Here is a 13,552-nt window from a genome sequence, read left to right as displayed (position 1 = left end):
TTCATGTCTGCTCTGTGATAGCTCTCACTTGCCGCGGGTAGCGTGTCTGGGCCGGGGAACGCAACGTGCACTATGGATAGTGTGAGTCAGCGCCTGGACCTACGGCCGAACCGTATCGCCGTGTTATCGGTGCACACCTCACCACTCGCTCAGCCGGGCACCGGCGACGCGGGCGGCATGAACGTCTATGTGCTGCAAACGGCCGTCGAGCTGGCTCGGCGCGGCACCGAGGTGGAGATCTTCACCCGGGCCACGGCGTCGAACGTCCCGCCGGTCCAGGAGGCCGCGCCCGGCGTGCTGGTGCGCAACGTGGTGGCAGGTCCGTTCGAGGGGCTGGACAAGCACGATCTGCCGACCCAGCTGTGCCCGTTCACCGCGGAGGTGCTGCGGCAGGAGGCCAGGCATCTGCCCGGCCACTACGACCTGGTGCACTCGCACTACTGGCTGTCCGGCCAGGTCGGTTGGCTGACCAGGGACCGCTGGCGGGTGCCGCTGGTGCACACCGCGCACACCCTGGCGGCGGTGAAGAACGCCGCGCTGGCCGAAGGCGACTGTCCCGAACCGGCGACCCGGGAGATCGGCGAGAAGCAGGTGATCGCCGAGTCCGACCGGCTGGTCGCCAACACCGCCGACGAGGCCCGCCAACTGGTCGACCTCTATGGCGCCGACCCCGAGCGCATCGACGTCGTACCGCCTGGCGCCGACCTGACCCGCTACCGCCCTGGTGACAAGGCCGTCGCCCGCGCCGAACTCGGACTGGCCGCCGACGAGCGGATCGTGGCGTTCGTCGGCCGGATCCAGCCGCTGAAGGCGCCCGACGTGCTGGTGCGCGCCGCGGCCGAGGTGTTGCGTGCCGACCCGGACCGCAAACTGCGCGTGCTGATCGTGGGCGGTCCGTCCGGCAGCGGGCTGGAGCGGCCGGACGCGCTGATCGATCTGGCCGCCGAATTGGGCATCGCCGAGCGGGTCAGCTTCCTGCCTCCGCAGCCGCCGCAGCGGCTGGTACTGGTCTACCGCGCCGCCGACCTGGTCGCCGTGCCGAGCTACAACGAGTCCTTCGGCCTGGTCGCGATCGAGGCGCAGGCCAGCGGCACGCCGGTGCTGGCCGCCGACGTGGGCGGTCTCGGCACGGCCGTACGGCACGAAGTGTCCGGCCTGCTCGTCCCCGGTCACCGCACCGCGGACTGGGCGAACGCGCTGCGCCACCTGCTGGACGACCCGGAGCGGCTGCGCCGGATGGGCGAGCGGGCCGTCACGCACGCGGCCAATTTCTCCTGGGCGCACACCGCCGACGGGCTGCTCGCCAGCTACGCCGCGGCCCTGGCCGGCTTCCGGGACGAGCGAGCGGCCTTCGGCGGACGCGGCCTGGCGCATAGCGAGGTGCGGGAGGATGCCTACGACAAGGTATCCGCCGACCGCACCGGCCTCGCCGCAGAGCGGACGGCCGCCCTCCTCGGCGAGAACAGTCAGGCGAGATCGCGGGCGCTGTGGCGGCGCCGGATGGGAGTACGCCGGTGAACGAGGTACAGACAACCGCGCGGCTGATCGATGAGACGCTGCGCGACAGGGAGATCGAATACACCCGGCCGGGGGAGGAGACGTTCGTCGTCGTCCTGCCCGGTGAACGCAAGCTGAAGACCACGGTGATGGTCACGGTCGGCAAGCACGGGGTCCGATTCGAAGCGTTCGTCTGCCGCAAGCCCGACGAGAACTTCGAGGGCGTGTACAAGTTCCTGCTGCGCCGCAACCGCAGGCTCTACGCCGTCGCCTACACCCTCGACCGGGTCGGCGACATCTATCTGGTGGGCCGCATGTCCGGGCACGCCGTCACCGCCGACGAACTGGATCGGGTGTTCGGCCAGATCCTGGAGGCCGTCGACGCCGACTTCAACGTGCTGCTCGAACTCGGTTTCGCCGAATCCATTCGGCGGGAATGGAAGTGGCGCGTCTCGCGCGGCGAGTCGCTGCAGAACCTGCGCGCCTTCGAGCACCTGGTCGATTCCGCCGACAAGCCGTAGCCGGTCATCGCCCGCTCCGGCCCGCCGGGTGACAATCTCGGGTGGCTCGGCTCGGCGAAGGGGATACGGCAGTGGCGATTCTCGCTCTGGACATCGGTGCGACGAAGTTCGCGGCCGGGGTGGTCGGCCCCGGTTCCGAGGTGCGCGAGGTGCGCCGGGTGGACGTGCCGGACGCGCGGGTGTGGGACGCCTGCCGTGAACTGCTGCTCGCGGTGGCCGGTCCGGAACCGGTCGGCGCGGTGGGGATCGGCGCGGCCGGGCCGGTGGATGTGCGCACCGGCGTCACGGGACCGTTGAACATCCCGGAGTGGAAAACGGGCTTCCCGATCGTCGCCGCCGTGCAGGAGCTTTTTCCCGCCGCCAGGATTCGTTTCGCCATCGACGGGGCTTGCCTCGCGCTGGCCGAGCACCGCTTGGGCGCGCTGCGCGGGGTGTCCGACGCGTTGGCCATGACGGTGTCCTCGGGAATCGGCGGCGGGATCGTCGCGGACGGCAAAGTGCTGCTCGGGCGCACCGGCAATGCGGGGCACGTGGGCCACATCGTCGTCCCCGGCTGGGACACGCCGTGCGGCTGCGGCGGCCGCGGCTGCGTCGAGGCGGTCGCCAGCGGCATGTCGTCGGTGCGCTGGGCGCGCGAGCAGGGGTGGTCCGGCGGCACGGGTGTGCGGCTGGCCGCGGACGCGCACGCGGGCGACGAGATCGCCGTCGCCGCGCTGCACCGGGCGGGCACCGCGCTCGGCGCGGCGATCGCCTCGGCCGCCGCCCTGCTCGACGTCGACCGGGTGGTGATCGGCGGCGGGTTCGCGCAATCCGGTGCGCCACTGTGGGATCCGCTGCGCGCCGCGGTCGACGCGCATGCCGGGCTGAAGTTCCTGCGCGGGCTGCGGGTCGAACTCTCAGCGATCACCCATGGCGCCACGTTGGCGGGCGCGGCCGTGCTCGCCGCGGAGGAACCCGTCTGACATCGCGCTTTCCCCGCCGGTGGCGGGGCGGCGGGGCGGGAACCGATGCGACCCGGCGCAGCGCGCATGGGAGGATGGCCGCATGACGTACACCCTCGTGCTGCTGCGCCACGGCGAAAGCGAATGGAACGCCCTGAACCTGTTCACCGGCTGGGTGGACGTGCATCTGACCGACAAGGGCATCGCCGAGGGCAAGCGTGCCGGGGAACTGCTGGCGGAGCACGGCATCCTGCCGGACGTGGTCTACACCTCGCTGCTGCGTCGCGCGATCTCCACCGCGAACATCGCCTTGGACGCCGCCGACCGGCACTGGATCCCGGTGATCCGGGACTGGCGGCTCAACGAGCGCCACTACGGTGAGCTGCAAGGCAAGAACAAGGCGCAGATCCGGGAGAAGTACGGCGACGAGCAGTTCATGCTGTGGCGCCGCAGCTACGACACCCCGCCGCCGCCGATCGATCCGGCCAACGAGTACAGCCAGGAGGGCGACGCGCGCTACGCGGGCATCGAAGTGCCGAAGACCGAGTGCCTGCTCGACGTGGTCAACCGGATGGTGCCGTACTGGGAGTCGACCATCTCCAAGGAACTGCTGTCCGGCAAGACCGTGCTGGTCGCGGCGCATGGCAACTCGCTGCGCGCGCTGGTCAAGCACCTCGATCAGATCTCCGACGAGGACATCGCCGGCCTGAACATCCCCACCGGCATCCCGCTGCGCTACGAGCTGGACGAGAACCTTCGCCCGGTGCGCCCGCACGAGTACCTGGACCCCGAGGCGGCCGCCGCGGGCGCCGCCGCGGTCGCCGGTCAGGGCGGCAAGTAACCCGCATACCGACAACTCCCAACGCGCTGTCACCCGCCCGGGTGGCGGCGCGTTGTCGTTTCGAGGGCAGGCCGAGTGTGTTGCCGTGCGACACGCCGCAGCGACCCGGGTCGATCCGTGACGTGACATCGGCGGTTTAAGTTACCCACTATTTTTACCGGCTGGTAAGTCGGTACACTCTGGTCGTTCGACCAGCCGAGAGGTGGATCACGTCCGATGAAGAACGCGTTGCGGGCCACGGTCGCGGCGGTTGCCGCCACGATGCTCGTCCCCTTGCTCGCCGGCGGCGCCGATGCCGTCGCACCGCCCACCGGCCCCGACGGCGGCGCGACCGGAGCGGCTTGGACGGCCACCGAAGATGGTCCGCAGCAGTACCCGAACATCAACATCCAGTGGGACGTCCCCATCACGATGAGCGACGGAACAGTGCTGAAGGGCAACGTCTACCGCCCCGCGGACGCCTCCGGCCGCCCCATCGACACGCCCACGCCCACGATCGTCAATCTCACGCTGTACACCAAGCTGGTGTCGAACCTGGCCGATCACGCGCAGTCGATCCCCGGCCTGTCCGACGCGCTGATCGCATTCTTCCGGCAGATCGACCTGAGCGGCACCCCGCTGTCCGGTGTCACCGACCTCACCAAGGCGTTCGGCGGGGGCGAACTGCGGAACTTCACCGTCGACCGGCAGCTGATCAAGAGCGGCTACTCGCAGGTGGTCGTCGACGTGCGCGGCACCGGCTTCTCCCAGGGCGTCTGGGACATGCTGCGCGGACGGGAACAGCAGGACACGGTCGAGGTGATCGACTGGGCGTCCCGGCAGCCGTGGTCCAACGGACGCGTCGGCATGAACGGCATCTCCTACTCCGGGATCAACCAGGTGCAGGTCGCCGAGAAACGCCCGCCCGCGTTGCAGGCGATTTTCCCGGTGGTGCCGGGCAGCGATCTGGTCAACGACGTCCTCGCGCCGGGCGGCGGCTTCGGCTTCAACTTCATCCCGCTGTGGCTTACCGCGATCAACGGACTCAAGTTGATTCCCGATCTGGCCTCGGTGCTCAACGGGCAGCTGGACACCACGTGGCTGGCCGATCGCGCCCGAGATCCATTGACGTTCATGGACGTTCTGCTCAACGTCTACACCACCGCGCGCTTGGAGGATCTCGACCCGCGCGCCAAGGAACTGCTGACCGACGGTTCCGGCCCGCGTCAGGATTGGCTGGGTGATCCGAGCGGGATCCGGACGCCGACCTTCGTCACCGGCGGCTGGCACGACCTGTTCACCTACTCGGAATCCAAGATCTACAACGAGATTCCGCTGCCGCCGGGCCAGAAGCAGCTGCTGATGGGCAACACCTATCACCTCAACTCGGGCAACGAGTACGGCGAGCCGGGCCTGCCGCCGCGGCTGGACGTGTTGCAGCGCGCGTGGTTCGACCGGTGGCTCAAGGACATCGACAACGGCATCGACCAGTACGGCCCGATCACCTTGCGTCAGCAGGGCGGAGGCTGGATCACCACCGACTCGTTCGCCGCGCCGACCGCCGCCGCGGATGCGGCGCAGGCGGTGCACCGCAGGATGTACCTGTCCGCCGCTCCCAGCGGCACCGCGAACAGCGTGTACGACGGTTCGCTCGACTCGGAGGGCACCGGCGAGCCCGCCCGCCTGACCGTCGCGCCCGGCTTGACCAGCCTGTGCTCCAACGACGCCGCCCAGGGCAGCGCCGGTGTGCTGTCGGTCATCGACGGCTGCGCGAAGGACTCCAGGGTCGAGGAGCTCAACGGGCTGACCTTCACCAGCGCCCCGGTCGCCGAGGCGACCACGATCTCGGGGCGGATCGCGGTGCGGCTCAACACCGTTCAGGACACCGCCGACGGGTACTGGGTGGTCACGGTGAACGACGTCGCGCCGGACGGGCAGTCCAGCGTGCTGTCGTCCGGTCAGCTCATGGCTTCGCTGCGGGCGATCGACGAGGCGAACAGCAGCAAGTCGGCCAACGGCGACTACACCGACCCGCGGCCGTACACCTCGCTGGAGCAGCGGCAGCCGACGGTCCCGGGCGAGGTGACCACGCTGGACATCGCGCTGCCCGCCACCGAGGCGATCCTGCAACCTGGTCACCGCCTGCGCGTCGACGTCTACGCGGGCAACTTCCCCAAGGGGCTGCCGATCCTGCCGATGCTGATCGACACCGGCATGCGGCCACAGCACCTGGAACTGGACCCCGACCGTCCGAGCTTCGTCAACATCCCGGTCAGGGGCAATCCGGGCTGGTAGATCCGGGGCGGGTCCGAGCGTGCACCCTCGCGCATCATGCTTGACGTTGCGGGGTATGGGCGAAGGTGCACGCTCCGGACCGATCCACCGGGTCAGTCGGTGAGGGCGAAGGCAGCCTCCAAGGGCGGGAACATCGCGCGGGCATCGTGCCCGGCGAACCAGAGGCCGACGGTGAACACCGACAGGGCCTCCAGATAACGGGCCCGGTGCAGCCCGCCCGCCGGAATGGCCCGCAGTCCCAGGTCCTCCGCCAGCGCCGCGACCTTTCCCACCGCGGCCTCGTCGTCGCCGCACAGCGGCACCGCCAAGCGGCGGTCGTCGAAGACGCGCTCCTTCGCCTGCCACACCTCAGCGGCGCACAGGTTGAACGCCTTCACCACGTGCGCTCCCGGCGCCTGCGCCGCGATCCGTTCCGCGACGGCGTCTTCGGTGAGCACGAAGGCGGCGGCTCCTTCGGGCGCCGCCGCGTCCGGGGCGAAGGCATTGGTGCAGTCGATCACCGTGCGACCGACCAGCAGCTCTCCGGCCGCGTGCAGCACCTCCGACAGGGCGGGCACCGGTAACGCGAGCAGCACGACATCGCCGAAAACCGCCGCGTCGGCGATGCTCCCGGCTCGCCCGCCGATCGCGGCCGCCGATTCCGTGGCGGCATCGCTCGATCGGGCGCCGACGAGCACTTCGTGCCCCGCCGCGCTCCAGCCGCCGCCGAGCGCCCGCGCCATCGCGCCCGCGCCGATGATTCCGATTCGCATCCGAACTCCTGACTCGAAAAATGTTCGACGACGACGCTAGGGATTCCGAAAGGCACCCGGAGGTGCGCAACGGCGCTGGCAAGCTGGAGTCGTGAGCGCAGCACCGAGCGACCCGGTAAGCGCCGAGCGGGTGGACTTCGCGCCCTACGGCGACTTCGAATCCGACTGTCCGGCCCGGATGGGTGTTGACATCTTCGGCAACTCGTGGCTACCGGTGCTGGTCTACCTGCTGCGCGAGGGGCCCATGCGTCCGGGCGAGCTGCGCGCGGCCATCGGCGGGATCAGCCAGAAGATGCTGACGCAGACGCTGCGCCGGATGGAACGGATGACGCTGGTGCGCAGGCGCCGTTACGCCGAGGCCCCGCCGCGGGTCGAGTACGAGCTGACCGAGGCGGGCTCGGACCTGTTGATCCCGATCTACGCCCTCGGCGAGTGGGTGGACAAGCACGGCGCCGCGGTGAACGACGCGCTGGCCGAAGCCGACGAGGAAGAAAACCGACCGCTCGGTGAATACGGCGCGGATACGTGACATCGAACAGCGCGTAAACATGCGGCTAACGGGGTCGGAAGGGCCTATGACCTGCGCGAAACTTCGTGTACCCCGCGTTGGCCGACCGGTCGGCGACCGTACGATTCAAGTGTGAGTGTTCCCCAGGCCGTGCTGCTGGCCATCTTGGCGGCTGTCGTCGGCCTGGCAGTCGGCGGGCTATTGATCCCGTATGTGAATGCCAGGCAGGCCGCGCGCAGGCAGGCCGAGTCCGGTCTCACCATGTCCCAGGTTCTCGACCTGATCGTGCTCGCCTCCGAGAGCGGGATCGCGGTCGTCGACGAGTACCGCGACGTCGTGCTGGTCAATCCGCGCGCGGAGGAACTCGGCCTGGTCCGCAATCGCCTGCTCGACGAGCGGGCCTGGGCCGCGGTGGAGAAGGTGCTGGCCACCGGCGAATCCGCGGAGTTCGATCTCACCGCCAAGAACCCGGTCCCCGGCCGCGGCCGCATCGCGGTGCGCGGCGTCGCCAGGCAACTGTCCCGCGAAGAGACCACCTTCACCGTGCTGTTCGCCGACGACGATTCCGAACAGGCGCGCATGGAGGCCACCCGGCGCGACTTCGTCGCGAACGTCAGCCATGAACTCAAGACCCCGGTCGGCGCCATGAGCCTGCTGGCCGAAGCTCTGCTGGAATCCGCCGAAGACCCCGAGGCCGTGCGACACTTCGGTCAGCGTGTGCTCGGCGAATCGCGCCGCCTCGGCAAGATGGTGACCGAGCTCATCGCGCTCTCCCGTCTGCAGGGCGCGGAGAAACTGCCCGAACTCGAGGTGGTGGACGTGGACACCGTGGTGATGCAGGCGGTCGATCGTTCCCGCACCGCCGCCGAGGCCGCAGGCATCACGGTCAGCACGGACCGTCCGAGCGGGCTCGAGGTGCTCGGCGACGAAACCCTGCTGGTCACCGCCCTGTCCAACCTGGTGGAAAACGCGATCGCCTACTCGCCGGCCGGTTCCCACGTCTCGGTGAGCCGCTCGCTGCGCGGCGATCACGTGGCGATGGCGGTCACCGATCGCGGCATCGGCATCGCCAAGGAGGACCAGGAGCGGGTGTTCGAGCGATTCTTCCGGTCCGACAAGGCGCGTTCGCGCCAGACGGGCGGCACCGGCCTGGGCCTGGCTATCGTCAAACACGTGGCCGCCAACCACAACGGGGAAATCACCCTGTGGAGCAAGTTGGGCACCGGATCGACGTTCACCTTGCGCATACCCGCCCACCACGAAGCAGGCGCCGACGACGACCACGACGGCGCGGTGGTTGGCACGAATGAAACAAGCCCGCGTCCTTCGGGGCCGGGCCGACCGAATGGTGTGGAGGCACGCAGATGACGAGTGTTCTGATCGTCGAGGATGAGGAGTCGCTGGCCGATCCGCTCGCGTTCCTGCTGCGCAAGGAGGGCTTCGAGGTCACGGTCGTCGGTGACGGGCCGTCCGCGCTCGCCGAGTTCGACCGGTCCGGTGCGGACATCGTCCTGCTCGACCTGATGCTGCCCGGCATGAGCGGCACCGACGTGTGCAAGCAATTGCGCACCCGCAGCGGCGTCCCGGTGATCATGGTCACCGCGCGCGACAGCGAGATCGACAAGGTGGTCGGTCTGGAGCTGGGCGCCGACGACTACGTCACCAAGCCGTATTCCGCCCGGGAGCTCATCGCGCGCATCCGCGCCGTGCTGCGCCGCGGCGCGGGCGACGAGCTGGAGGGCTCCAACGAGAGCGGCGTGCTGGAAGCGGGTCCGGTCCGGATGGACGTCGACCGGCATACCGTGATGGTGAACGGCAAGCCGGTCACACTGCCGCTCAAGGAGTTCGACCTGCTCGAATACCTGCTGCGCAACTCCGGCCGTGTACTCACCCGCGGCCAGCTGATCGACCGGGTATGGGGCGCCGACTACGTGGGCGACACCAAGACCCTCGACGTGCACGTCAAGCGGCTGCGCTCGAAGATCGAGGCGGATCCGGCCAAGCCGGAACACCTGGTCACCGTGCGCGGACTGGGCTACAAACTGGAGGCGTGACCGTCCGCGCGGCGAGAGCGCGAAACGGCCGAGAGCACCGCGGTGCTCTCGGCCGTTTCGGTTCGCGGGGTGCTCAGGGCAAGTAGATCCAGGTGGTGCCGAGTGGGGTCTCGTTCTTCTGCAGGGTGATCCAGCCCAGATCGTCTTCCTGCATGCAGTCGTAGAGGTCGGCGGTGTTGGTGCCGCGGCAGGCGATGGTGTGCGAGGTGCCGTACGGGCTCGCGATCAGGAGCTTGCCCGCGGCCTTGGCGTTGACCGCGGCCGGATCGGTGGCCGACACGAATTCCGAGGTGAAGTCGTAGAACTTGTGCGGGTCGCCGTTCGGCTCGGCGTGGGCTACTCCGGTCAGCGAGAGGGCGGCGCCCAGGGCGATGGTCGCCGCGGTGAGAACTTTCTTGGACATAACGGCACATCAAACCCGATCCGGGTGAAGCTCGCATGGCGACGGGGTGAACCGCCCGCCGCGCCGCACCGCCGGAGACGACCCGATCGAGCGCTCGGTCGGCAAACGATCAGGCGAGCGGATCCGCGGTATCGCGCATCCGGTCGGCGTGCACCGTCGCCGGGTGCACGGCGATCAGGCCGAGGCCTTCCCGGCGCTTGCAGTGCCTGGCCAGCTCCGCGTAGGCGGGCGCGCCGATGAGTTCGGTCAGTTCGGGGGCGTAGGACTGCCAGACCGGCTTGCTGCCGACATGGGCGTCGGGGGAGCCCGAGCAGTACCAGTCCAGATCGGCGCCGCCCGGCCCCCAGCCGCGGCGGTCGTACTCGGTGATCACGGTGCGCAGGATCTGCACGCCGTCGGGCCGGTCCACCCAGTCCTGGGTGCGGCGGATCGGCAGCTGCCAGCACACGTCCGGCTTCACCTCGAGCGGCTCGATCCCGCGCCGCAGCGCCATGGAGTGCAAGGCGCAGCCGATTCCGCCCGCGAAGCCGGGACGGTTGAGGAAGATGCACGCGCCGTCGAATCGTCGCGTGCGCAGCGCGGGCTCGTCGTCCAGTTCGTCGAGTTCCAGATAGCCGCTCCTGGTGACCTTGCCCTGCGCGTTGGTCGCTTCGTCCCGCAGCTGCCAGTCCTGGGGTGTGAGCATCTTCACAGCGCGGCTCAGTCGTTTGCGGTCGTCGTCGTCGGAGAGGAAAGCGCCGTGCGAGCAGCAGCCGTCGTCCGGCCGGCCGGCCAGGATGCCCTGACAGGCGGGGGTGCCGAACACGCACGTCCACCGCGACAGCAGCCACGTCAGATCGGCGACGATCAGATGCTCGTCGTTTGCCGGATCTACGAACTCGATCCACTCACGGGGAAAGTCGGGTTCGACTTCCGGGGCCGGGTCGATCTTCCCCGCTGGTCGGGGCCGGGTGGGGCTGCTCGGTGATGCGCCTACCGTCACGAAATAGGACGCTAACAGTTCAGTCGCCTGGGCTGAAGTGCCGCACCACCCAGTACCGTGTTCATGTGCGGCTTGGGGTACTCGATGTCGGAAGCAATACCGTTCACCTGCTCGTGGTGGACGCGCACCGTGGCGGTCACCCCCTGCCGATGAGCTCGACGAAGGCCACTCTGCGGCTCGCGGAGAACATCGACCAAGCCGGTCGCATCACCGAGGCGGGCGCGCAGCGGCTGATCGACACCGTGGCCGAATTCGCCAGCATCGCCGAGACGTCCAGATGCGTCGAACTGATGCCGTTCGCCACCTCGGCGCTGCGGGAAGCGGCCAATTCCGACGAGGTCCTCGGCCGCGTGCGCGCGTCGACGGGCGTCGACCTGCGGGTGCTGTCCGGCGTCGACGAGGCCCGGCTGACCTTCCTCGCGGTGCGCCGCTGGTACGGCTGGAGCGCGGGGCGCATTCTCAATCTCGACATCGGCGGCGGCTCGCTCGAGATGACCAACGGCGGCGACGAGGAACCCGACGTCGCGCTGTCTCTACAACTGGGCGCGGGCCGGTTGACCAGGGAATGGCTGCGCGAGGACCCGCCGGGCAAGCGCCGCGTCGCCGTGCTGCGGGACTGGCTCGACGCCGAGCTGGTGGTGCCGGCGAAAAAGCTGCTCGAGCCGGGCAGGCCCGATCTCGCCGTCGGCACTTCGAAGACGTTCCGATCCCTGGCCCGGCTGACCGGAGCGGCGCCATCGGCGGCGGGTCCGCGGGCGCGTCGTACACTCACGAGCTCGGGCCTGCGCCAACTGATCGCGTTCATCTCGCGGATGACGGCGGCGGACCGTGCAGAATTGGAAGGCGTAAGTTCCGATCGGTCACAGCAATTGGTGGCCGGCGCGTTGGTCGCGGAGGCGAGTATGCGGGCACTTTCGCTCGATACTTTGGAGATTTGTCCGTGGGCGCTGCGTGAAGGGCTGATCCTGCGCAAACTGGATACCGATATGAATGGTGGACCCGAAGCAACGTACTCAGCGGGCACGGCGGCCGGAGACGGTCGGCCCGCGCCCGGCGGCGCGCCTTCGCCGGGCTCGATCGGGACGGTGTCGTCATGAGCGAGGATTCCAAACAGCTGTCGGTGGCGGAACTGCTGGCGCGTAACGGCCAGCAGAGCGGCGCCTCGTCCGGTGGTGGCAGACGCCGCCGCAGTGGCCGTGGCATCTCCGTCGCCGAACTGACCGGCGACCTGCCGGTCATCCGGGACGGCGGTGGCCATTCCGCGCACGCGGCGCCGGACTCCGGCGCGGAGGAGCAGGCCTACGCGCCGCCCTCGTTCGATCCGCCCGCGCCGGAACCGGTTTCCTACTCGCCCGAGCCGCAGCCCGATCTGTCGTCGTATTCGCCGATGTCGGGCCCGATTTCGATGTACGACCCGCTAGCCGGTTACGCGCAGCCGGACCCGCCTGCCGATCCGCCCCAAGGGTGGTCGAGCCGGGTCATGCCCGGCCGGGAGATGCCCTCCTCGCGGCACGGCGCGTCGTACGATCCGTTGTCGCCGGATACCCCGGTGTCCGATCTGTTCGAGGTCGCGCCCGGTCCGTACACACCCGACTCGTTGGCGGGCGGGTCCGAGGCGCCCCCTCGCTCGGGGCGAAGGCGCAGGCGGGAGGAGCCGGAAGAGGAGGCCACCGAGGTACGGTCCTGGCAGGAGGCTTCCCGTGAGCCGTTCGGCTTGGACCCGCTGCCCGGTCGCGGAATCGGCGAACCGGGCCGCAACGGCCACGGCGAACTCGACGAGCCCGGCTTCGGCCGCTCCCCGCTGCCCGAGCGCAACGGCGCGCGGGGCGGTCGCGCGGCCAGGCGCAGGGCGGCGGAGGCCGCGGAAGCCGCCGAGGACCTCGGCCCGTCCACCGCGGCCTGGTCACCGTCGACCGGCGGGTTCGCCCCGGAGTCCGAACCGCTGCCGGTTCCCCCGCCGCCCGATCCGAGGCCGAAGCCGAGCAGGCCGGTCGCGCCCGAGCCGCAGCCGGAGGCGCACCGAAGATCGGCCCGCCGCGAGGGCGTCGGCGAGAACGGGCTTCCGGCCTGGTCCGCCCGGCGGCACAAGCCACAGGAGCCCGCGCCGGGACCCGCGGGCATCCCGACCGCCGCGTGGTCGCTGGCCAGCCAGGATCAGCAGTTGCTCTCCGGCCAGACGGTCGCGGGCGACCTGCTGCGCGAGGGCGTCGACCGGGCCGAACGCGGAGCGGAACGCAACGGGCGGGGCAGACGCGGCGGGCGCGCCGCCGACGCCGCGGAATTGGACGGCGTCACCGACGTCTACGAGCCGATCGCGCTGGACGAGGACGAAGACGACGAAGACGACTTCGTCGACGAACCTCGCGCCCTCACCCGGGCCATCTCGCGCCGGTCCCGGACGGCCAAGAAGACGGAGGACGACGAGAACCGGCGCCAGTGGATGATCCTCGGCGGCCAGAGCACCGGCGCCGCCGTCGCGGGCATGCTGCTGTTCAAGGGCTTCGAGCGCATGTGGGAGATGCTTCCCTGGGTGGCGCTGGCCCTGGCGATGATCGTGATACTCGGCCTGGTGGCCCTCGTGCGGATTCTGCGCAGGACCGACGACATCCTCAGCACTGTGATCGCCGTCGTCGTGGGCATCTTCGTCACGCTCGGGCCGCTGGCCTTTCTTCTCAGTACGAACTGAGCAGGGAGCAAGTCGTGGGGAACATCGGGCAGGCGAACGAGACCGGGTCGCGTACGGGCGAGGGCCCGCCGGGAGACGCCGGGGGCACATCCC

Annotated in this window: 13 protein-coding genes; 10 read left to right on the top strand and 3 right to left on the bottom strand. The window is 69.8% G+C overall.

Annotated elements, in window-relative coordinates; genetic code table 11:
- Positions 1-72: 72 nt before the first annotated feature.
- From mshA to ON21_RS26740, 5 genes are all read left to right on the top strand, one after another.
- Positions 73-1,518: a D-inositol-3-phosphate glycosyltransferase gene (gene mshA, locus ON21_RS26760; RefSeq protein WP_039802178.1), complete on the top strand. Its 1,446-nt coding sequence runs from the start codon at positions 73-75 to the stop codon at positions 1,516-1,518.
- Positions 1,515-2,018 (top strand): type III secretion system chaperone family protein, encoded by a 504-nt coding sequence (locus ON21_RS26755; protein ID WP_039802175.1) that lies wholly within the window; start codon positions 1,515-1,517, stop codon positions 2,016-2,018. The genes mshA and ON21_RS26755 overlap by 4 nt, the downstream gene beginning before the upstream one ends.
- A gap of 71 nt (positions 2,019-2,089) precedes the next feature.
- Entirely contained in the window at positions 2,090-2,980 is an 891-nt protein-coding gene (locus ON21_RS26750) for an ROK family protein (RefSeq protein WP_039802174.1), read from the top strand.
- A gap of 82 nt (positions 2,981-3,062) precedes the next feature.
- Entirely contained in the window at positions 3,063-3,800 is a 738-nt protein-coding gene (locus ON21_RS26745) for a phosphoglyceromutase (RefSeq protein ID WP_039802172.1), read from the top strand.
- A gap of 216 nt (positions 3,801-4,016) precedes the next feature.
- Entirely contained in the window at positions 4,017-6,074 is a 2,058-nt protein-coding gene (locus ON21_RS26740) for a CocE/NonD family hydrolase (RefSeq protein ID WP_039802170.1), read from the top strand.
- 92 nt (positions 6,075-6,166) lie between these two features.
- Here ON21_RS26740 and ON21_RS26735 read toward each other — a convergent pair whose 3' ends face one another.
- A complete protein-coding gene (locus ON21_RS26735) occupies positions 6,167-6,826 on the bottom strand; it encodes an NADPH-dependent F420 reductase (RefSeq protein ID WP_039802168.1) in 660 nt (219 codons plus the stop codon).
- 91 nt (positions 6,827-6,917) lie between these two features.
- Between ON21_RS26735 and ON21_RS26730 the strand changes: the two genes are divergently transcribed.
- The 3 genes from ON21_RS26730 (at position 6,918) to ON21_RS26720 (ending at position 9,388) form a co-directional block, all read left to right on the top strand.
- Complete coding sequence (locus ON21_RS26730; protein ID WP_083880912.1) at positions 6,918-7,355, top strand: winged helix-turn-helix transcriptional regulator; 438 nt, start codon at positions 6,918-6,920, stop codon at positions 7,353-7,355.
- Between the two features lie 111 nt (positions 7,356-7,466).
- Positions 7,467-8,702, top strand: coding sequence for a sensor histidine kinase (locus ON21_RS26725; RefSeq protein ID WP_039802164.1), 1,236 nt, complete (start codon positions 7,467-7,469; stop codon positions 8,700-8,702).
- Positions 8,699-9,388: a winged helix-turn-helix domain-containing protein gene (locus tag ON21_RS26720; RefSeq protein WP_039802162.1), complete on the top strand. Its 690-nt coding sequence runs from the start codon at positions 8,699-8,701 to the stop codon at positions 9,386-9,388. The genes ON21_RS26725 and ON21_RS26720 overlap by 4 nt, the downstream gene beginning before the upstream one ends.
- 73 nt (positions 9,389-9,461) lie before the next feature.
- Here ON21_RS26720 and ON21_RS26715 read toward each other — a convergent pair whose 3' ends face one another.
- On the bottom strand, positions 9,462-9,791 hold the full coding sequence (locus tag ON21_RS26715) for a hypothetical protein (RefSeq protein WP_039802160.1): 330 nt from the start codon (positions 9,789-9,791) through the stop codon (positions 9,462-9,464).
- A 109-nt stretch (positions 9,792-9,900) separates the two neighbouring features.
- Complete coding sequence (locus ON21_RS26710) at positions 9,901-10,773, bottom strand: DUF3109 family protein (RefSeq protein WP_051021376.1); 873 nt, start codon at positions 10,771-10,773, stop codon at positions 9,901-9,903.
- Between the two features lie 65 nt (positions 10,774-10,838).
- On the opposite strand from ON21_RS26710, the gene ON21_RS26705 reads away from it, so the two are divergent.
- Together ON21_RS26705 and ON21_RS40260 are read left to right on the top strand one after the other, a co-directional pair.
- Positions 10,839-11,870, top strand: a complete 1,032-nt coding sequence (locus ON21_RS26705) for a Ppx/GppA family phosphatase (RefSeq protein WP_039802158.1) — start codon at positions 10,839-10,841, stop codon at positions 11,868-11,870.
- Entirely contained in the window at positions 11,867-13,459 is a 1,593-nt protein-coding gene (locus ON21_RS40260) for an Rv0497 family membrane protein (RefSeq protein WP_051021375.1), read from the top strand. The genes ON21_RS26705 and ON21_RS40260 overlap by 4 nt, the downstream gene beginning before the upstream one ends.
- Positions 13,460-13,552: the final 93 nt, after the last annotated feature.

This window comes from Nocardia araoensis NBRC 100135 (assembly GCF_000308435.1).
Taxonomy (GTDB): domain Bacteria; phylum Actinomycetota; class Actinomycetes; order Mycobacteriales; family Mycobacteriaceae; genus Nocardia; species Nocardia araoensis.
Note: the sequence above shows the minus strand (reverse complement) of the source record. Positions and strands in the feature narration are given on the sequence as shown.